We start from the raw sequence: 20971 nt of genomic DNA on the forward strand, positions 1-20971 counted from the left end.
ATCGCGGCCAGGACGGAACGTCGACCACACCATACCGTATGGTATTGTGACGGCAGTCACGAAATGTGCTCCCTTCTCGGCTGCGGTCGCGTGAAAACGGAAGCCTGGTCCATGCGGAATATCAGTCGCAGAACTCTTCTCGCCGGAATCGCAGCCGGCGCCGGCGCAAGCGCGCTGGTCGGCGGTCGTGCGGTCGCCGACAGCCCCGACCTGCCCCGTCCTATGCTTTTCCCGTCGCCCCGGCTGACGCCGTTCGTCGACGACCTTCCCATCCTCCCGAGGCTCGAGGGCTCGTCGCTGACGATCGACGCGGTGAGCGCGACACACAGCTTCCACCGCGACCTCGCGCCTGGTCCGACCCTGGCCTACGGAGACAGCACGTATCTCGGTCCGGTGATCACCGCGCACCGCGGACAGGAAACGGCGATCGAATACCGGAACCGGATCACTGTGCATCCGTTTGCTGCCGACGTCGACACCACCCTGCACGGGCTGAGCGAGCGGGACCGCACCGAGGTGCCCACATCGATGCACCTGCACGGCGGCGTGACGCCTCCCGAATTCGACGGTCACCCTCAGAAGATCGCGCGACCGGGAGAGGGATCGACGTACCGCTTCCCGAACAGGCAGGATGCGGCCGGGCTCTGGTACCACGACCACGCCATGGCTGTTACGCGCCTGAACGTCTATGCCGGGCTGGCGGGTGTGTACCTGCTCCGCGACGACTACGACACCGGAGAACGCGGCAACCCGCTCGGACTGCCGGCCGGTGAGTTCGAACTCGAACTGGTACTGCAGGAGAAGATCGTCCACGGCGACGGACGCCAGAGCATCCGCTCCACCCCGATCGTTCCGCAGGGTAGGTGGGAAGGCGGCGCGGTCGGCGACGTCGGCGTCGTCAACGGCAAGATCTGGCCCGAGGCGCGGGTGGCACGGGGCCTCTACCGACTGCGGTTGGTCAATGCCGCGTCCTTCAGTGTGTGGGATCTGCGTTTTTCCAACGGCATGCCGTTCTGGGTCATCGGGATGGAAGGCGGACTGCTCGACGCTCCCGCACCGACCACCCACGTACGGCTGGCACCGGGCGAACGCGTAGACCTGCTGGTGGATTTCGGCATGCTCGATCCCGGTGCCACCGTCGAACTCCGCAACACCGAATCGGCCGCACCCCAAGCCGCCCAGATCGGTGCCGTCCACATGCCGATGTTTCTGCGTTTCCGGGCCGAGGCCGCGCGCGGCTTCACCGGACCGGTACCGGACCGACTGCGCGGCGGCACCGGGCAACCGCCGATCGTGGGAGCCACGCCGGAACCCGCGCACATTCGCAACGTGTCGCTGAGTCAGCCGTCGGACGTACGGCTGCCCCCGTCGATCATGTCGCTCAACAATCTCAGATTCCACAGCGACGATATCGAGATGCCCCGGCAGGGCACCGTCGAGCAGTGGAACATCGTCAACGCGACACCCGACCCGCACCCGATCCACCTGCACCTCGTGCACTTTCGCGTCGTGGGACGCCAGGCGATCGACACCCTCGCGATGTGCGCGCGGCAACCGCAGCCGCCGATCGGCACCAAGTGGACCCCCGACGCCGATCCGTTCGTCGTGGAACCACTGCGTGGCCCCGAGCCGTGGGAGACCGGATACAAGGACACCGTGATCTGTGATCCGAATTCGGTGACCCGCATCGTCGCCTACTTCCCGACCGCCGACGAACTGCGCTTCGATCCCGACGCGACGTTCCCGGCTGCGGTCGGCACCGCAACGACCGAGAGTGCCGGGCACCACGAACACACGGAACACCGGGACGACCACCGGTTGCAGGGCTACGTGTGGCACTGCCACGTCCTCGACCACGAAGACCACGACATGATGCTCGAGTATCGGACGGTGCGATGAACCCCACGACAGGCCCCGAACCCCGCGACCACTTCCAGCGCATTCCCTACGAACCGGCGACGGACGGCCGCGTCGAGATGCACTCCGGTCTGAGCCGCCACTATCCGACGCTCCACGGCAACCTCGTAGCGGCACCCGGATACTCACGCGAGGTCGGCGTGATCATGTGCCATCCGGCGTCGAACTTCCTCAGTCACTTCCTGCTTCGCGCGTTCGCCGGCGCCGGCATCCCGGCGATGGGCCTCAACACCCGGTACGCATCCAACGAACCCGCTCTCATCATGGAGCGCGCCGCGTTCGACCTCGGTACCGGCGTGCGATGGATGACGGACGAACTCGGTTTCGAGAAGGTGGTGCTGCTCGGGTTCAGCGGCGGGGGCTCGCTGGCCTCGTTCTACCAGTCGCAGGCGGAGAACCCCACGGTCACGCAGACCCCCGCCGGCGATCCCGCCCGGTTCGCCGACGCGAAACTACGCCCCGCCGACGCACTGCTGCTCGTCGGAGCGCACCCCGGACGGGCGCGGGTGCTGCGGCACTGGATCGACGGCGCCGTCGTCGACGAGGCCGACCCGTATGCGACCGATCCCGACCTCGACCTGTACGCGCCGGGCCGGACGGTACCGCTCGACCGCGAGTGGGTCGCCCGCTACCGCGACGCGCAACTCGCCCGGATGCGCCGCATCGACGCGTGGGCTCTCGGGCAACTCGACGAACTGAACCGGATGGGCGCGTCCGACCGTGGGTTCGTGGTGCATCGCACCGTCGGAGACCCGCGGTTCGTGGATACCACCCTCGACCCGTCGGACCGGGAGGCCGGCAGCATGTACGGCGATCCGGCCGCCGCGAACACCGCCGCCGGAGGACTCGCCCGATTCGTGACGGTGCGCAGTTGGCTCAGCACCTGGAGCGTCGACCACACGCACGCCGACGCACTGACCGATCTGAGCAACGTCACTGCGCCGGCGCTCGTGATGAGCCTGCTCGGCGACCAGGCCGCTTTCGCCGAGGATTCGCGTCTCATGCGTGATGCCCTGCCGGGAGAGGCGGAACTGATCGAGATGCGCAACCTCAACCATTACCTGGTGGACCAACCGGGTGGCCTCGATGACGTCGTGAGCCGCCTGACCGGATGGATCCGCCGCACGGTGACAGACGACCGAGCCGAGGAGGCGTCGGCATGACCGGAACACTGGAAACACGCGCATCCGGGGAATCGGATACCCCGGACCGCTGCCCGAGCGCGTTCCCCTACTGGCAGGCGAAGGCCCGGCCCGGTGTCCGGCGGGTACGGGGACTGATTCGCGCCGTGACGGGCTTCGACATCCTTCCCACCGACGAGCAGGCTCGCGCACTGTGCAACGACCTCTACAGTGGCGACCCCACCGCGGAGCGCTTCGTGGACGAGGTCTACCACGGTGACCTCGGCCCCCAGGCGGCCCGCGCACTGCTCGAGCGGGCCCTGACGGAGGGCATCGACTCCGTTCCCGAGGCACCCGACGCGATGAAGGCGCTGTTCGACGAGTTCGAGACCGTCCCCGAATGGGTGCAGCCGGAACTCGTGGAACAGGGCGCCGAGATCTGGCGGCGCTGGGGCACGATGCTGTTCAGCTTCGCAGGTGCGGAAACTCTCGAAATCTATACGGAATCCGCTGTCGCGACACCGCTCTCGCTCGCCGGCGGTTACGCGGGCGACAACGCTCTGCGCCGATTCCTCGAAACCTCGCGGTTCTGGATCGACGTGTCCGAGCCCGGCGCGCTTCTCGCCGCCGGATCGCGCGGCCGGGCCACGGCGCTGAAGGTGCGGATCATGCATGTCTCCGTACGTGCCCGCGTGGCCGGGCACCCCGAATGGGACGCCGCCAAATGGGGACTTCCCATCAGCCAGACCTACATGCTGCTCACGCTCATCGCGGGCAGCGTGACTCCGGGGCTGGCACTGTGGACTCTCGGCTACCACACCACACCGCGAGAAATACGGGCGCTCATCCACTTCCAGAAGTACATGGGCTACCTCCTCGGTGTGCGGACGACCTGGTACCCCGAGACGATCGGCGACAGCGTGCGGACGTTGCTCACCACCGTCGTGTCGCGGTCGTACGACTCGGGGGAGTACGGCAAGGAACTCATCGAGTCGTATCCACAGGCGTTCGCTCCGCGAGAAGGGCAACGTGGTCTCGCCCTGCTCCGTGCGAAATACAATTTCCGCATCAACTCGGTGTACTCGGCGATGTTCATGTCGCCCGGCACCCGGCGGAAATACTCGATGCCGAAGGTGCTGCCGTGGATCCTCATCCCGGTTGTGCGGTTCCCGCTGATCACGCTCATGGAACTCGCCCGGCGATTCGTGCCGGGCGTGGGCACGCTGCACGAGAAGATCATGGTCGTCCACCGGGAGAACTGGTACCGAGCCCAAATGGACGGCCGCGAAGCACAATTCGACGCCAGCGGTGCGCTGCGTCGTTGATCGGACATGCGATCGAGCGGGCGGCTCGACCGCACAGTGTGACAACTACCCCGCCGACACCCGAACTCTTGGAGACAACCCATGCCCGCTCTACAGATCGTCGAAGCCTGGAACGGACCGGGACGCCGTGACGGCGAGATCACCGTCGTCGGACCGAAAGACAATGCCGCTCATCCTTCCAGCGAGAAACACGCCTTCGAACACTGGTATTTCGACGCGCATCTCGACGACGGCCGGATCGTCGTCGCGATGGTGCAGACGCGGGAACTGGTGCACCGCAGACCCGGAGTGGAGATCCACATCTACTCGCCCGACGGGCAGCGCAGGGAGGAGATCCGGCAGTACCGTGACTCGGACCTCACGGTGTCGGAGGAACGCTGCGACGTGCGGGTCGCGCACAACACGGCACGTCTCGTCGGAGAGGACGAGGGCAAGCCGATCTACCGTGTCGCCGTCTCCGAGGGCGGCCTCGGATTCGATCTGACGTTCACCGCCCTGATTCCGCCGTGGATGCCGGGCAGGGGCCGGACGAGTTACAACGACCGCGAGTTCTTCGCCTGGGTCGTGGGCGCGCCTCGGGCCTCTGTCGTCGGCACCGTGACGGTCGACGGCGTCACCACCGAGGTCACCGGTCGCGGCTACCACGACCACAACTGGGGTGTCGGTGACATGAAGCGTGTCATCGACAAGTGGTACTGGGGCCGGCTGTACACCGACGACTTCTCCCTCGTGTACGCGATGGTGCACACCCAGAAGAAATACGGTGCCCACTGGTCGCAGCCGGTGATGATCGCCCGGGACGACCGGATCGTGCTCAGCAACGGCGAGGTCGAGATGACCGAGGGCCCCGCGGTCTTCGACCCGGTCGCCGACCGCACCTATCCGTCGTGGCTGCGGATCCGTGTTCCGGGCTCGCTCGATCTGACGCTCACCGTCCGCGACATCGTGCACGCCCACAATCTTCTCGAAGACGTACCGCTCGCCTCGAGCGCGCTGGTGAAGCCGATCGTCAATCGACTCATCGGCCGCCCGGGGTACTTCCGATTCCGGTCGGATTTCACGATGACGGTCACGGTCGATGGCGAGGAGTACGTCCGTACGGGGACCACACTGCACGAGATGGTCGCGCTCACGTGAGCGGAGGCAGCGACGGTCGCGTGGAGGTCGACGATCCGCCGGGTCTTTCCTATCTGCGGGGATTCGGCAACGAGCATCACAGCGAGGCCGTCGAGGGTGCGCTGCCGTGGGGGCAGAATTCCCCCCAGCGTGCGCCGTACGGTTTGTACGCGGAGCAGCACTCGGCGACCGCGTTCACCGAACCACGCGAACACAACCGCAGAACATGGACCTACCGGATCATGCCGTCTGCCGCGCACGGGCCGTTCGAGCGCGTGGACAGCCGTGGCTGGGTGTCGGCGCCGGTGTCCGGAGGCGTGCTCACCCCCAACCGGATTCGGTGGGATCCGCTGCCTCCACCGGCACCCGGGACGGATTTCGTGGACGGGATCATCACCTACGCCGTCAACGGCGACGTCCACGCCCGCACCGGCATAGCCGTACACCTCTATTCCATGTCGTCGTCGATGACCGACCGGTACTTCGTCGACTCCGACGGGGAACTGCTGTTCGTCCCCCAGGACGGGGAACTGCTGCTCTGCACCGAGTTCGGGCGCCTCGCGGTCGGTCCGGGCGAGATCGCGGTGATCGGCCGTGGCGTGCGCTTCCGCGTCGAGCTGCTGGGGGAACGGGCGTCGGGCTACGTCTGTGAGAATTACGGGTCTGCCTATGCGCTGCCCGAACTCGGCCCCATCGGGGCGAACGGTCTCGCACACGCACGCGACTTCCTCTATCCCACCGCCTGGTACGAGGACCGGAACGGACCTGTCGAACTGGTGAACAAGTTCGGTGGACAGCTCTGGGCGACCGAGCTGGATCATTCCCCACTCGACGTGGTCGCCTGGCACGGCACGCACGGTGCCTACAAGTACGACCTCGGCAGGTTCAACGCGATGACCACCGCGGGGTGGGACCATCCCGACCCGTCGATCTTCACCGTGCTCACCTCCCCGACGCCGATACCGGGCCAGGCGAACGTCGATTTCTGTGTCTTCCCCGACCGGTGGGTGGTTGCCGAGCGCACCTTCCGGCCACCGCATTTCCACCGCAACGTCATGACCGAGTTCATGGGACTCGTACGCGGGCGCCACGATTCGAAGGCCGAGGGGTTCGTACCCGGCGGTGCGTCCCTCCACAACCAGTGGGGCGCGCACGGTCCCGATGCGGAGACGTTCGACCTTGCCACCGCGGCCGACCTGGTACCGGTCAAGCTCGAGAACACCCTCTCGTTCATGTTCGAGACGCGATCGGCGCTCACCGTGACCGACGCCGCCTACCGCTGTGCGCACCGTCAGACGGACTACGACGCGTCGTGGTCCGGGCTCATCCGTCGCTTCACCCCGCCTTCTTCCTGAGGAGTCCCGATGACCGACCTCTCCACCCCCGTCCCCGCCCCCGTCACAATTCCCGACTCCGGCCTGCGTATCGGAGGGCGGACCGTCCCGGCGCAGTCCGGTGCACACTTCTCGTCGATCAATCCGGCGACCGAAGAAGTCGTCGCCGAAGTGGCAGCGGGCGGCGCCGCAGACATCGACGCCGCCGTCGACGCGGCCCGCGACACCTTCGAGTCCGGAGTGTGGTCGCGCATGCCCGGCGCCGAGCGTGGGCGAATCCTCACGCACGTGGCGGATCTCCTCGAACAGCACGCGCCCGAGTTGTCCGCGCTCGAGACAGCGGAGATGGGAAAGCTCTACGCCGACACCGTGGCCGGTGACATTCCCGCTGCCGCCGCGTCGTTCCGTCATTACGCCGGCTGGGCCGACAAGATTGCCGGCGAGGCGATGATCCTTCCGGATGTCGGCCCCCAGCACCGATTCGGATTCACGCTGCGGCAGCCTCTCGGCGTGGTCGGTGCGATCACACCGTGGAACAACCCGACCGTGGTTGCGGCGTGGAAGATCGCACCCGCGCTCGCAGCCGGATGCTCGGTGGTGGTCAAACCCGCGGAGGACGCATCGCTGGCGACGCTCAGGCTGGCCGACCTGCTCGCCGAAGCCGGTGTGCCCGACGGTGCGTTCAACGTCGTTCCCGGGCTCGGTCCCGAGGCCGGTGCTGCGCTCGCCGCGCACACCGGCATCGACAAGATCACCTTCACGGGGAGCCCCGCGGTCGGAAAGACCATCACCTCGCTTGCGGGCGAGAAGTTCCGGAAGGTCACCCTCGAGCTGGGTGGTAAGGCCCCGCAGTTGATCTTCCCGGACGCCGATCTCGACGCGTCGCTGCCGTGGATCGCGATGGGCAACTTCTACCACCAGGGCCAGGTGTGCGCGGCGGGTACGAGGGTGATCGTGCACGAGTCGATGGCCGACCAGGTGGTGGAAGGGCTCGTCGAGTTCGCCCGCAACGCGGTCGTCGGCGACCCCTTCGACCCGGCCAGCACCCAGGGCACGATCGTCAATCGCAAGCAACTCGATCGCATCCTCGGCTACATCGAGAAGGGGCGCAGTGAGGGCGCCCAGCTCGTCACCGGAGGATCCCGCATCGGCGACCGCGGTTTCTTCGTCGAACCCACCGTGTTCCGCGGCACGAACGACCTCACCATCGCGCAGGACGAGATCTTCGGCCCGGTTGCCACGGTCATCACGTTCAAGACCACCGACGAGGCGGTCCGGCTCGCGAACACCACCAAGTACGGCCTCAACGCCTTCATCTTCAGCCAGAACCTCTCCACGGTGCACAGCGTCATCCCGCAGTTGCGGGTCGGAACGGTGTGGGTCAACGGCTGGGGAGTGCCCGACCCGGCGCTACCCTGGGGCGGGCGCGACGCCAGCGGTATCGGCCGCGAACTGGGCCGCAGCGGCCTCGAAGCGTTCACCGAGGAGAAGACGGTTCACCTCGGTTACTGACCGAAGGAACAGGCAACACAGTGCAATCCGGTAACGCAGGTACGCAGGGTGATTCGGCGCAGACGACGGCAGGCACCGGTGCGCTCGCGGACATCAGGGTGCTCGAACTGGGCACCCTGATCGCGGGTCCGTTCGCCGGACGCCTGCTCGGCGACATGGGCGCAGACGTCATCAAGATCGAGGATCCCGCTCGTCCCGACCCGCTGCGTACATGGGGACAGGGCGAGCGGGACGGGCACCGATTCTTCTGGACGGTGCACGCCCGCAACAAGCGCTGCATCACTCTCGATCTGCGCGCTCCAGACGGTCAGGAACTGTTCCGGCGCCTGGTCGCCGAATCGGACGTCATCGTCGAGAACTTCCGGCCGGGCACCCTCGAGAAGTGGGGACTCGGGTACGACGTGCTGTCCGAGATCAATCCGGGCCTCGTCCTGGCCCGCGTGTCCGGGTACGGGCAGACCGGTCCCAAGGCCGGGCACGCGGGTTACGCGTCGGTCGCCGAGGCCGAGAGCGGTCTGCGGCACCTCAACGGCTATCCCGGGCAGGCCCCGCCGCGACTCGCGCTGTCCCTCGGCGACACCCTCGGTGGCATGTTCGCCGTCCAGGGGGTGCTCGCCGCGCTGCTCAGCCGTGAACGCACGGGACGTGGACAGATCGTGGACGTCGCATTGACGGAAGCGTGCTTCGCGGTCCAGGAATCCGTGGTGCCCGACTACGACGCCGCCGGCGTGGTACGGGGCCCGTCCGGCACCCGCCTCGAGGGGATCGCCCCGTCGAATCTCTACCGGACAGCCGACGACATGTGGATCGTCATCGCCGCCAACCAGGACACCGTCTTCCGGAGGCTGTGCGCTGCGATGGACTCCCCGGAACTCGCAGACGACCCGCGTTTCGCCGACCACCTTTCCCGCGGCACCAACCAGGACGAACTCGACGCACTGATCGGGCGATGGGCGGCGACCTGGACGCTCGACGACCTGCTCGCACACCTGTCTGCGGCGGGCGTCGTCGCCGGTCCGGTCAACACGGTCGCGGAAGTGGTGCGCGATCCGCAGTTCCAGGCCCGCGGAATGCTTGTGCCGCACCACGACGAGCGCACGGGCCGCGACGTGCTCGGGCCTGGTGTCGTGCCGGTCCTCGCCGGCACACCCGGATCGGTTCGCATGGCGGGCGCACCGATCGCCGGTTACGACAATGCCGCCGTCTACGGCGACATCCTCGGACTCGCCGAGGCCGAGCAGGACGCGCTCCGCGAGCGCGGGATCATCTGAGTTCGGGCGAGACGCCGCTGGGCATGTTCAATCCGCCGCGCGCACTCTAAAGTGGAACCTGTTCCAGTCTTCCACTGTCTCCCGAGGAGTGCCGAATGCACACGCCCCTTTGCGACGAACTCGGCATCGAGTTCCCCATCTTCGCCTTCACCCACTGCCGTGACGTTGTCGTCGCCGTGTCGAAGGCGGGCGGGTTCGGTGTCCTCGGCGCCGTCGGGTTCACCCCCGAGCAGCTCGAAGTGGAGCTGAACTGGATCGATGAGCACATCGGCGACCGTCCGTACGGCGTGGACATCGTGATTCCGAACAAGTACGAGGGTATGGACACCGACCTCTCGGCCGAAGAACTCACCAAGATGCTGCAGTCGATGGTGCCGCAGGAAACCCTCGATTTCGGGCGCAAGATTCTCACCGACCACGGTGTGCCGCTGCCCGAAGGAGACGATAACGCGTTGCAGCTTCTCGGCTGGACGGAGGCAACGGCCACCCCGCAGGTCGACGTTGCCCTCCAGCATCCGAAGGTCACGCTCATCGCCAACGCACTCGGGACGCCTCCGGCGGACATGATCGCGCACATCCACGAATCCGGGCGCAAGGTTGCGGCCCTGTGCGGATCCCCCTATCAGGCGCGCAAGCACGCCGACGCCGGAGTCGACATCATCATCGCCCAGGGCGGAGAAGGTGGCGGACACTGCGGCGAAGTCGGCTCGATCGTGTTGTGGCCACAGGTGGTCAAAGAGGTTGCGCCGGTGCCTGTCCTGGCAGCGGGCGGTATCGGCAGCGGCCAGCAGATCGCGGCCGCCCTGGCGCTGGGCACGCAGGGCACCTGGTCCGGTTCCCAGTGGCTGATGGTCGAAGAGGCCGAGAACACCGCCGTGCAGCAGGCGGCCTACGTCAACGCCACCAGTCGCGACACCGTGCGCAGCCGCTCGTTCACGGGCAAGCCCTGCCGGATGCTCCGCAACGACTGGACCGAGGCGTGGGAGCAGGACGACACCCCGGAGCCTTTGGGAATGCCTCTGCAGTACATGGTCTCGGGCATGGCCGTCGCTGCGACGCACAAGTACCCGGACGATTCCGTCGACGTCGCGTTCAACCCCGTCGGGCAGGTCGTCGGCCAGTTCTCGAAGGTCGAGAAGACCTCCGCGGTCATCGAGCGGTGGGTGCAGGAGTACCTCGACGCGACCGGCACGCTCGAGCGGCTGAACGAGGCCGCGAGCGCCTGACCGGGACGATCACGTGGCCGCTGCGCTCCGGCGCGGCGGCCACCGTTCGTTCGCCGGCTGCGCGCGGTCGTGTTCTGCCCGCGCTCTTGCGCAGTGCCGCTCCCGGCTCCTGCTCAGCCCGTCGGCGTCAGCAGATCTTCCAGCCCGGTGGCCGGGTATCCACCGTCGCGACACAATTGCACGGTCGGTGCCCGTCGTCCCGGGTACTCGATGCACGGCATGTTCCGTGCCCCGCGCACCGCGACCGGCGAATCGGCCGGCAACGTGCAGTACAGATCCGGCGGGGTTTCCGGAACGTCGAGTTCGGTGGGCGACCGGCGTTGCTCCGGTGGCAGGAACCCGCTGATACACGGCGGCGGATCGTTGTACGAATTGACGAAATACGTGTTCTGCGCCGGGTTGTCGACGTTGGGCAGGCCGGCGGACTGTGTCGACGCCATGATCGAGGGGAAGAGCACGAGTATCTGCTCGAGCGACGGTTGATACACCGCCGCGACCTGCTCGACCGTGATGAGGTTCGCCAGGAGCAGGGGCAGGGTGGGTTCGGCGTCCTCGAACAATGCCTGCACCTGCGCGGCGGCAGGCGCGCCGACCCCGAGCAGGGTGCGGATATCGGTGTCGGAGTCACGGAGTTGCCCGGTCGTGCCGGCGAGTGACGATGCCCATCGGGTGATGGCGTCCGAGGATGCCACCTGTGTCTCGAGCAGCGGCCCGACCTGATCCAGCAGGGTCGCCGTGCTGTCGATGCTCGCGGCTGCCTCACCGCTCACTGCCGCCGCAGACTCGATGAGCGTCCGCAACGCGTCGTCCGAATCGGCGACAGCGGAGTGGGTTTCGTCGAGCAGCACGGACAGACGGTCGGTCCCGACCGACTGCAAGGTGCTGTCGAGTTGATCGAGTGCCCGTCCGATGGGCTCGGGCACCGACACACGGTCGGACCCGACGACGTCACCGTCGCCCAGGTACGGCGCGTCGGCGCCGGCAGGCAGGAACTCGACGTACTGCTCGCCGATGGCCGACATGCTCCGGACCTGAACCGCGGCGTCCGCGGGGACGGGTACGCCCGAATCGAGGGACAGCACGGCTTCCGCACCGCCGATCGTCATCGTCACAGCGGTCACGCGCCCGATCTCGACTCCGCGGTAGGTCACGTTGGCCGACGGGTACAGACCGGCTCCGTCGGTGAGTTCCAGCCGGACGTCGTAGCGGCCGATGCCGACCAGGCGAGGCACCTCCACGACCCACAGCGCGACGACGAGGACGGCAGCGAGTCCGATCGCGAAGAACGCGAGCAGGCGGGTTCGCAACGCCGCGGTAGGACTCATCGCGGGGCCTCCCCTGACGGGGGAACGAGCAACGACACCAGGTCGGGGAGGGGAGCGGCACCGCCGGTGAGCGCACCCTCGAACGGAGTGCCGAGCAGCAACGCGTTCTCGAGCGTCGGCAGGGTCAGATCGAGAATGACGGTGCCGTTCGCATAGTCGCCCCGAACCGCGTTGCGGTACGTGTCGATCGGGAACGGGAAGGTCAGCAGGTACCGCAGCGATTCGGTCAGCGAGTCGCCGGAGGCTGCCAGTGACGACAGGATCGGCTCGAGATCTCGCAGATTCGCAACCACGTCGTCGCCGCTCGCCTCGACGACCTCGGTGGCGACCCGCCCGAACTGCCCGAGGGAATCGGCGGCACGGGTCAGTTCCGCGCGCTGAGCCGCCAGCACCTCGAGCGCAGGCGCGAGTTGATCCGCGGCCGCGGCGATCCGGTCGTTGTGCACGGCAACCTCCGCGGCAAGTGCGTCGATGGACTCCATCGCGCTCACGATCCCGTTCCGCTGGGCATCGAGTCCACTCAGTACGGCGTCGAGCCGGACGAGCACCGCACGCGTCGATTCCTGTCGTCCGTCCAGCGCGCGGTTGAGCTCGAGGGAGATCTCCTGAGCCTGCGCGAGCCCGCCGCCGCTGAGGACCAGGGAGAGCGACGAGAGCGTCTGTTCGGTGGTGGGAAAAGCACCCGACCGTTCCAGGGGGATGACGTCGCCGTCCGCGAGACGGCCGCGTGCGGGTTCGCCTACCGGCGGTGACAGTTCGACGTGTGCGGAGCCGAGCAGGCTCGTCTGACCGATTGCGGCGTTCGCGTTGGCGGGCAGCACGGTGGAGCCGTCCAGCATCACCGTCACCTCGGCGTGCCCGTTGCTCAACCGAAGCCCCGACACGCGGCCGACCGTCACATCACCCACCCGTACGCGCGAATTACGTTCCAGTGTCGTCACATCCGGCATCTCGAGGGTGACTTCGAAGGCGTCGGCCCCGTGCCCGCGCGTGCCGGGCAGGTCGAGCGAGTTGAGTCCTTGCCAGTCGCATCCGGTCACCACGAGAACACACGCGAGCATGCCTGCCGCTACCGCCGGGCGCGTACTCACGGCGACCCCGGCGAGAGGAGTTCGGTCAGGTCGGTGGGTGCCGGGGCGCCCGGTGCGAGATCCGGCTCGGTGTAGACGAGTTGGTCGGGCAGCGCGCCCACACCCCGGGTGGGATTGATGCGCGCCGGCGGATACTCCGTCGCGAGCAGCGGAAGGATCGGGCCCAGGTATTGCACGCACAGTTCGGAACCGGTGTGGGCGTCCACCTGTTCCGCAGCGGCCAGTGCCGAGCAGATGAACTGGGCCGGGTTCGCAAAGTTGGTCAGCGCGAGCGCCGACACGACGGTGTTGTGGGCCGGCTGGTAGATGTTCTGCAGGTTCGACAATGCGGTCGGCGCGACATGGAGCACCTGGGCGATGCCGTCACGCTGTGCCGCGAGCGTCTCGGCGAGCACAGCGGTGCGATCCACGGTCGTGTCGATCTCCTCGCGATTGGTGCGGACGAACCGTTCGACATCGACGAGCACGGTGTCGAGTCCGGCCAGCGCAGCGCCCATCTCGTCGCGGTTCGCGTCCAGGACATCCGTCACCGCGGCAAGCCGGTCGTGGAAGGACACGATCTGGTCGCCGCTCGCCGACAGCGCGTCGACGAATACCTGCAGGTTGCCCAGCGTGCCGAAGAGGTCGCTACGGCCGTCCGAGACGGTGCGCATCGCTGCCGACAGTTCCCGCAGAGATTCGCGGATCGCGGGGCCGTGCCCCTCGGCATTGTCGGCAGCGACGTCGAGCACCTCACCGAGCGGCCCCCGCGCATCGTCGTCGGTCGGACCGAGTTCGGTGGTCAGGCGAGCCAGTTGCGCGGTGATCTCGTCCCATTCGACCGGTACCGCTGTGCGGTCGAGCGTGATGCTCGCGCCCGGAGCGAGTTCGGGTCCGCCGGTGTAGGGCGGAGTGATCTGGAGGAAGCGGGCCGAGACCAGTGTCGGCGCCATGAGCGCGGCCTCTGCGGCGGCCGGGATGCGATGGGCTGCGTCGACGGTGAATGTCACCAGCACCCGGTCGCCGCGCGGTTCGATGCCGGTGATCCGTCCGACCTCGACCCCCATGATGCGCACATCGTCGCCGACGTACAGGCCACGTGCAGTCGTGAACTCCGCCGAATACTCGTCGGTCGCACGCCACGGCACGACGGTGAACGACACGACGGCGATCACCGCCAGGACGAGCAGCGGCACCACCCACGTCAGGAACCCTGTGCTCCGCTTCACGGAGTACCTCCCGGAACGGTGATACCGGCATCGTCGAGCGCCCGCGTGAGGGCCGGTTCGATGATCTGCATCGGCAGCAGATTCTGGATGTAGGAGTTGAAGAACGGGCCCGACGCGACCGCCTCGCCGAGTTCGGTCGCGTACGGACCGAGCCTGTCGATGGCGAGCGCGATGTTGTCGCGGTTGCGTTCGAGGACGGCAAGAACCGCGTTGACCCTGGTCAGCGTGGGCGTCAGCTGGGCCTCGTTGTCTGCGACCAGGTTCGAGATCTCCACGGACAACGCGTCGACGTTGGCGAACAACGTGTCGAGTGCTGCGCGACGGCGGTCGAGTTCGCCGAGCACGAGGTCGGCGTCGACGATGAGCGAGTCGATAGCGTCGCTGCGCTCGGCGAGCACCGCGGTGACCTGCTCCGCATGCGTGAGCAGTTCGCGCAACGAGGCGTCGCGGCTCGCCACCGTCTCGGACAGGCGCATCACCCCGTCCACGGCGGCACCGACGTCGTCGGGTGTCTCGCGCAGGGTGTCGGACAGCACGCGCATCGAGGTACGGAGCTGTTCGGCGTCGAGTTCGGCTGCGGTATCGGCGAGATCACCGAGGGCGTCCGTCAGCTGGTACGGGGCGGTGGTCCGGTCGAGGTCCATCGTGCTGCCCGGTTCGAGTCTCCCCGGACCTGCCGGACGTACGCGCAGGTGCCGTGCACCCAGTGCGGTGGCGGTCGCGATGTCGACGGTCGTGTCGGTGCCGAGCGTGACCCGCCGGTCGACGGTGAATGTGACGGCGACGGCGTCGTGGTCGATGACGATGTCGAGCACACGGCCGGCATCCTTGCCCGACACCTGCACGGCGTCGCCGGGGTTCAGACCGCCGGCGTCGACGAAACGCGCGCGATAGGTGGACCCGGAGTCGAACAGCGGCAGTGACCGGATGTTCAGGGCGCACAGCACGAGAACGATCAGCACGACCGTGCCGATCACACCCACGCGGGTGGGATTCATGTCGCGGAACTGTGTCATGCCGGGGCGCACCTGCCCGTCGTTTGACCGAACAGGGGCGAGGTGACGGTGTTGCCGGAGGGGTCGCTGACCTTGATGAGCATTCCGCACAGGTAGTAGTTGAAGAACCCGCCGTAGGCGCCGAGTCTGGTGAGTGCGGCGTACGCATCGGGCAGCCGTGTCGCCAGGCTGTCGATGGTGTCGCTGCGGGACTCCAGTTGTGCCGCCACGAGTTCGGTTTCGCGGAGCGTACCGGCAAGCGGGGAGCGCGTCCGGCTGAGCAGGTCCGCGACGGATCCGCTCGCCGCATCGAGACGGGTGACCGATTCGCCCAGCATCACCGAATCCTGCGCAAGTCCCGACAGCAGTTCCTGCGCGCGCACGAGTGCGGCGTCGACCGTGTCGCGGTGCGCAGCGAGAGTGGCCAGCACCGCGTTCAGGTTCGTGATCACCTGCCCGACCAGGAGATCCCGGTCGGCGATGGCCGACGTCAGGGACGCGGCATGGGCAAGCACCGACTCCACCGTTCCGCCCTGGCCCTGCAGTACGGAGATGAGATCTGCGGACAGCCGGTTGACCTGGTCCGGGTCGAGCGCGCGGAACAGCGGTGTGAAACTGCCGACGAGCACGTCCAGATCCAGTGCCGGGCGGGTCCGTTCGGGACCGATCGTCTCGCCGGCACTCATCGGGACGAGTTCTCCCGGACCATCGGACAATTCGAGATAACGGTCGCCGACGAGGTTGAGGTAACGGACCGTCGCGACGGTCGCCCGGGTCGGCGTGTAGACGGAGTCGACCTCGAAGACGACGTCGATGCGGTTTCCGTCGGCGAACTCGACCTTCTCCACCTGCCCCACTTCCACGCCGGACACCCGGACGAACTGACCCGGCTCGAGTCCGGACACGTCCTCGAACACAGCGTGATACCGGGTGTAGTCGCCGAAGCGCACCTGACCGAAGACGACGAACAACCCGCCGAGGATCAGCGTCATGACGAGGGCGTAGATGCCGGCCGCGATCGCGGTACGCGTCATCCGACTCCTCCGCCCAGCAGTTCGAACAGGGATTCCGGTACGAATACCGGTGCGGTGTTCCGTCTCTCGAACGGATCGGCCCCGGTGCGAGCGACCACGTAAGGCGCAGGTGTTTCGTCGAGGGTGACGATCGGCAGTGCGCCGCACCGCGGACCGCCCGTCGCGGCGACCACCGGAAGGTTGCGCGGATACTCGTACGGATCGACACCGAGCAGCAGCGTCGAATTGAGCATCATCGACGATCCGTTGCCTCCGGACGCCGGTTCGGCGAGTTGCCGGGCACGGTCGGCACCCTGGAAGAAGCACGGCAGAACAGGGGAGTACTCCTCGAGCAGCGACGCGGTGGGGCGCAGGAGATCGAGCACGTCGATGATCTGCTCGGTGTTCGGTTCCACGACGCGCCGCCCGGCGTCGCCCATCCCGATGGTGGCGAGCAGCAACCGGTCGAGATCGTCGACGCGCTCGACGATCGTTGCTCCGGTCACCGTCAGGTTGCCGAGCGACTCCGTCACCTCGTCGGTGACCGGCGAGTAGATGTCCGCGGTGGCTTCGGCAGCGGTGAGGTCGCGTCGAATCACCTCGATGCGCGGCTCGAGTCGTGCGAGCACGGCATCGGTGTCCGACACAGCCGCGCCGAGTGTGTCGCCCCGGCCGCGCAGGGCGGACGCCAACGCGCCGAGGGTCCGGTTGAGCTTCGCGGGGTCGACGGCCTGCAGCACCCCGGACAGCGACTCGAACACGGTCTGCGTCTCCACCGTCACGCTCGAAGCCTGCAACACCGCGCCGTCGGACAACCCGGGAGTGCCGGTCGATCCGGTGCCGGTGAGGGAGACGTACTTGGCGCCGAACACTGTCGTCGCCAGGATCTCGGCCTCCGCGGTGGACGGGATGCGCGCCGCGTCGGCGGGGTCGAGGAGAACGACGACCTCGGCCCCGGCAGGAGTGTGCCGGACTTCGGTCACGGTGCCGACCTGCACACCGTGCGCCTTGACCATCGCGCCGCGCTCGAGCATCAGCCCCGCCCGGCCGGTATCCACCGTGACGGTCACCCCCGAAGCGAACGCTCCCCGGAAGGCGAGTCCGACGACGACCAGCACTACCGCGGCGACGACGACGAAGCCCGCTGTGGCCAGTCTGTGCAACCCGGTGCTCCGCATCCGTCCTGCCCGCACCGCTCTCACCCGGCCAGATGCAGCTGGCGGGCGCTGCCGTAGAGGACCAGCGAAATGAGCAGGGTGATCGTCACGACGGCGATGAGGGACATGCGCACCGCGCGGCCCGTTGCGACACCCACACCGGAAGGACCACCGCTCGCGGTGAATCCGTAGTAGCTGTGCACGGTCATGACGACGAGTGCCATCGCGACCGCCTGGAAGAACGACCACGCCACGTCGGCCGGGCGCAGGAACGTGGAGAAATAGTGGTCGTACACCCCCGGGGACTGACCGAGAACGACCACGGTGGCGATACGGCTCGACAGAAAAGCGGCGAGCACGGACAGCGCGTAGAGCGGAATCACCGCGATCAGGCCGGCCAGGATGCGGGTACCCACCAGGTACGGCACCGAGCGGATGGCCATGACTTCGAGGGCGTCGATCTCTTCACTGATGCGCATCGCGCCGAGTTGTGCGGTGGTGCCCGCGCCGATGGTCGCGGCCAGGCCCACTCCGGCGGTCACGGGCGCGACGACCCGCACGTTGACGTAGGCGGACAGGAACCCGGTGAGCGCTTCGACCCCGATATTGCCCAGAGACGTGAACCCCTGCACCGCGACCGTCGCACCGGCGAACAGGGTGAGGAACCCCATGATCGCGACGCTCCCACCGATCATCGCGAGAATGCCGGTCCCGAGCCCGATCTCGGAGACCACGCGCAGTGTTTCGCGTGGATAGTGGCGGGCGGCCCGTCCGGTCGAGGCGAGTGCACCGATCGAGAAGACCACCTGACGGCCGACGGTGTCGACCGCGCGGTCGAGACCGTGACCGGCCCGGCGCGCAGCGTGCGCGACCCGCCCGCCGGTGGGCGGTGGCACGCTCACCGACCCATCACCGCGATCCCGATCGAGGTGAGCAGCATGTTCGCGAGGAACAGGGCGACGAACGCGAACACCACGGTCTCGTTGACCGCTTCGCCGACACTCTTCGGTCCGCCGGTGACGGACAGGCCGCGGTGACATGCGATGAGACCTGCGAGCAGCCCGAAGACGGCCGCCTTGAGTTCCGACAGCAGGAGTTCTCCCGGCCCCACGAGCAAGGTGACGCCCGCGGCGTAGGTCCCCGGGTCGATGTTCTGGAAGGTCACCGAGAACAAGAATCCGCCGGTGAGCCCGATCGCGCACACCGCCCCGTTGAGCGTCACGGCGACGGCCGTCGACGCGAGCGCGCGCGGCAGCACCAGGCGCGCCGCGGGATCGATACCGAGGACTTCGAGGGCAGCGATCTCCTCACGGATGGTGCGCGATCCGAGATCCGCTGCGATGGCTGTGGCGCCTGCTCCGGCCACGACGAGAACCGTCACCAGGGGACCGATTTGTGTGATCGCGCCGAGGCCGGCGCCCGCACCGCTGAGATCACCCGCGCCGATCTCCAGCAGCAGCGAATTGAGGGTGAAGACCACCAGGACGGTGAACGGGATGGACATGAGGACCGTCGGGACGAGGGACACGCGCGCGATGAACCAGAACTGCGAGAGGAATTCACGCCACTGGAACGGGCCCCGGAACGCACTCACGAATGCGTCGAGCGACAACGCGTAGAAACTCCCGAGGGCGCGCGCTGCGGTACCGGGCACCGATCCCATCGATCCTCGCTTCTCCCACGGGGTCTTCCTGGCGTTCGGCTAGACGTTATCGGTGTCCCGATGTCGTTGTGAGAGGTTCGAGGAGGTGTGTCGTGTCCGGCGACAACGGCACGAATTCGGCATCGCCGCGCTCACGGACCCAGACCGGATCGGCGCAGTGCCATCGTTCCGCGGCGAGCGATCGGGTGAGGATTTTGAACGTCGCGGTCCGGGGGAACTCGCGGCAGACGCGCACGAGTGTAGGCACCTGCTTGGGGCCGAGATCGGTCTGCTCGGCGAGAAAAAGGGCGAATCTCTTCGCGTCGAATTCCTCGGCGACAGTGGGTATGACGGCCGCCATCACGCGATCACCCACGTGCCGGTCGGGGACCCCGTACACGGACACCTGGGCGAAACCCGGGTATCGCATCAAGACTCGCTCGATGGGCGCGGACCCGAGGTTCTCGCCGTCGACACGGAGCCAACCGGAACTGCGGCCGGCGAAATAGACGAACCCATCCGCGTCCCGGTAACCGAGGTCTCCGCTGTGGTACTTCCCGTCGCGGAGACGTTCGGCGTCGGCTTCGGGATTGTTGTAGTAGCCGCTGAACATTCCGGCTCCACGAGTGTTGACCAACTCGCCGGTGGCGTCGTCGGCGTTGACGATCCGGCCGTCGCTGTCGAATTCGGCGGGAGGACACGGCTTCCCGGTTTCCGGATGGAGGATGTCGATGCCGTCGGGGAGCGTTCCGAGCGCCCCGGGCGGCGCACCGGGGGTGGCGGCGATGGAGACGCCGCCCTCGGTGGACCCGAAGCCGTCCACGACCCGGGCGCCGAATCGCCGGGTGAACTCCGCGACCGCAGGCGCCGTGCCTTCGTTGCCGTACATGATGCGCAGACGATTGTCGGCGTCGTCCGCGCGCTGCGGTGTCGCGACGATGTACGACAAGGGTTTGCCGACGTAGTTCGCGTAGGTGACACCGAACTTCCGGAGATCGGTGACGAACCCGGATGCCGAGAACCGGCGCCGCAGTGCCACACCGCTCTCGGCTGCCAGCGCCACGCCCCAGCCGGCCATGATCGCGTTGGAGTGGAACATCGGCATCGACAGGTAGACCACGTCATCCGGCCCGAGGCCGAACCGCTCCGCGAGCATGAGCCCCGGGCCGGTCACCTTCCCGTGGGTGCAGCGCACCGCTTTCGGATCTCCGCTCGTCCCCGAAGTGAAGATGAGCATGAACAAGTCGTCGGGCTTCGTCTGCGCGACCACCGGGGCCGAGCCTGCGAACGGAGCGAGCATCTCCGGCCACTCGGCGGAGTCGACGTCGATCACGCGCACGCCGGGAAGGTCGAGACCGTCGAGCAGTGGCAGGTGAGCGGATTCGGTGAAGACCACCCGGCAGTCGGTGAGCGCGATGTCGCGGGCGAGCGCCTCGCCTCGGCGGGTGGTGTTCAGGCCCGCGACCACCGATCCGGACAGCGCGGCGGCACCGAGCAGCAGGGAGAACTCGGGCACATTGTCCATCAGCACCCCGATGTGCGGGGGAGCGTTCTCGTCGAGCAGGTCGCGCAGCAACGCCGCGCGGTCGTGCGAGGCGCGGACGTGTTCCCGCCACGAGATGCGGGTGTCCTCGAAGGCCATGCCACGGTCGTCGATGTCGGACAGGCGTGTGAGCAGCGAGGTCACAGTGGGATCGGCGGTCATGGCAGTCCTCGTC

17 protein-coding genes are annotated in these 20971 nt (G+C 67.6%); 8 read left to right on the forward strand and 9 right to left on the reverse strand.

The annotated features are described in order from the left end of the window. Window positions 1-111: 111 nt before the first annotated feature. The 8 genes from ACLQ3J_RS14220 (at window position 112) to ACLQ3J_RS14255 (ending at window position 10822) form a co-directional block, all read left to right on the forward strand. A complete protein-coding gene (locus ACLQ3J_RS14220) occupies window positions 112-1899 on the forward strand; it encodes a multicopper oxidase family protein (protein WP_425903674.1) in 1788 nt (595 codons plus the stop codon). Beyond that, window positions 1896-3080 (forward strand): alpha/beta hydrolase, encoded by a 1185-nt coding sequence (locus tag ACLQ3J_RS14225; RefSeq protein WP_169621381.1) that lies wholly within the window; start codon window positions 1896-1898, stop codon window positions 3078-3080. The genes ACLQ3J_RS14220 and ACLQ3J_RS14225 overlap by 4 nt, the downstream gene beginning before the upstream one ends. Continuing rightward, complete coding sequence (locus tag ACLQ3J_RS14230; RefSeq protein WP_296549117.1) at window positions 3077-4363, forward strand: oxygenase MpaB family protein; 1287 nt, start codon at window positions 3077-3079, stop codon at window positions 4361-4363. The genes ACLQ3J_RS14225 and ACLQ3J_RS14230 overlap by 4 nt, the downstream gene beginning before the upstream one ends. An 81-nt stretch (window positions 4364-4444) precedes the next feature. Next, on the forward strand, window positions 4445-5500 hold the full coding sequence (locus ACLQ3J_RS14235; protein WP_422423369.1) for a lipocalin-like domain-containing protein: 1056 nt from the start codon (window positions 4445-4447) through the stop codon (window positions 5498-5500). Continuing rightward, on the forward strand, window positions 5497-6834 hold the full coding sequence (gene hmgA, locus ACLQ3J_RS14240; RefSeq protein ID WP_367113024.1) for a homogentisate 1,2-dioxygenase: 1338 nt from the start codon (window positions 5497-5499) through the stop codon (window positions 6832-6834). Before ACLQ3J_RS14235 ends, hmgA begins: the two co-directional genes overlap by 4 nt. Window positions 6835-6843: 9 nt before the next feature. Beyond that, window positions 6844-8325 (forward strand): aldehyde dehydrogenase family protein, encoded by a 1482-nt coding sequence (locus ACLQ3J_RS14245; protein WP_422423370.1) that lies wholly within the window; start codon window positions 6844-6846, stop codon window positions 8323-8325. A 20-nt stretch (window positions 8326-8345) separates the two neighbouring features. Next, entirely contained in the window at window positions 8346-9596 is a 1251-nt protein-coding gene (locus ACLQ3J_RS14250; RefSeq protein ID WP_169652005.1) for a CaiB/BaiF CoA transferase family protein, read from the forward strand. Between the two features lie 95 nt (window positions 9597-9691). Next, the gene (locus ACLQ3J_RS14255) at window positions 9692-10822 is read left to right on the forward strand and encodes a nitronate monooxygenase (RefSeq protein WP_169652004.1); all 1131 of its coding nucleotides are present in this window, start codon (window positions 9692-9694) and stop codon (window positions 10820-10822) included. A gap of 113 nt (window positions 10823-10935) precedes the next feature. Here the strand turns inward: ACLQ3J_RS14255 and ACLQ3J_RS14260 are convergent, their stop codons facing one another. The 9 genes from ACLQ3J_RS14260 to ACLQ3J_RS14300 are packed head-to-tail and all read right to left on the reverse strand — an operon-like array spanning window position 10936 to window position 20958. Then, entirely contained in the window at window positions 10936-12147 is a 1212-nt protein-coding gene (locus ACLQ3J_RS14260) for an MCE family protein (protein ID WP_169652003.1), read from the reverse strand. Beyond that, a complete protein-coding gene (locus ACLQ3J_RS14265) occupies window positions 12144-13238 on the reverse strand; it encodes an MCE family protein (protein ID WP_378528461.1) in 1095 nt (364 codons plus the stop codon). Before ACLQ3J_RS14265 ends, ACLQ3J_RS14260 begins: the two co-directional genes overlap by 4 nt. Then, complete coding sequence (locus tag ACLQ3J_RS14270; RefSeq protein ID WP_425903678.1) at window positions 13235-14446, reverse strand: MCE family protein; 1212 nt, start codon at window positions 14444-14446, stop codon at window positions 13235-13237. Before ACLQ3J_RS14270 ends, ACLQ3J_RS14265 begins: the two co-directional genes overlap by 4 nt. Beyond that, window positions 14443-15462 carry an MCE family protein gene (locus ACLQ3J_RS14275; protein ID WP_425903679.1) on the reverse strand — a complete coding sequence of 340 codons (1020 nt, stop codon included), beginning with the start codon at window positions 15460-15462 and terminating at the stop codon, window positions 14443-14445. Before ACLQ3J_RS14275 ends, ACLQ3J_RS14270 begins: the two co-directional genes overlap by 4 nt. Then, window positions 15459-16475 carry an MCE family protein gene (locus ACLQ3J_RS14280; protein WP_425903680.1) on the reverse strand — a complete coding sequence of 339 codons (1017 nt, stop codon included), beginning with the start codon at window positions 16473-16475 and terminating at the stop codon, window positions 15459-15461. Before ACLQ3J_RS14280 ends, ACLQ3J_RS14275 begins: the two co-directional genes overlap by 4 nt. Further along, entirely contained in the window at window positions 16472-17632 is a 1161-nt protein-coding gene (locus ACLQ3J_RS14285; protein ID WP_425903681.1) for an MCE family protein, read from the reverse strand. Before ACLQ3J_RS14285 ends, ACLQ3J_RS14280 begins: the two co-directional genes overlap by 4 nt. A 20-nt stretch (window positions 17633-17652) precedes the next feature. Then, window positions 17653-18507 (reverse strand): MlaE family ABC transporter permease, encoded by an 855-nt coding sequence (locus ACLQ3J_RS14290; protein ID WP_425903855.1) that lies wholly within the window; start codon window positions 18505-18507, stop codon window positions 17653-17655. Between the two features lie 2 nt (window positions 18508-18509). Beyond that, window positions 18510-19274, reverse strand: coding sequence for an MlaE family ABC transporter permease (locus tag ACLQ3J_RS14295; RefSeq protein ID WP_425903682.1), 765 nt, complete (start codon window positions 19272-19274; stop codon window positions 18510-18512). A 46-nt stretch (window positions 19275-19320) separates the two neighbouring features. Next, complete coding sequence (locus tag ACLQ3J_RS14300; protein WP_425903683.1) at window positions 19321-20958, reverse strand: long-chain-fatty-acid--CoA ligase; 1638 nt, start codon at window positions 20956-20958, stop codon at window positions 19321-19323. Between the last annotated feature and the right edge of the window lie 13 nt (window positions 20959-20971).

The sequence above is a fragment of the Rhodococcus sp. DT1 genome, assembly GCF_049844875.1.
GTDB lineage: Bacteria > Actinomycetota > Actinomycetes > Mycobacteriales > Mycobacteriaceae > Rhodococcus.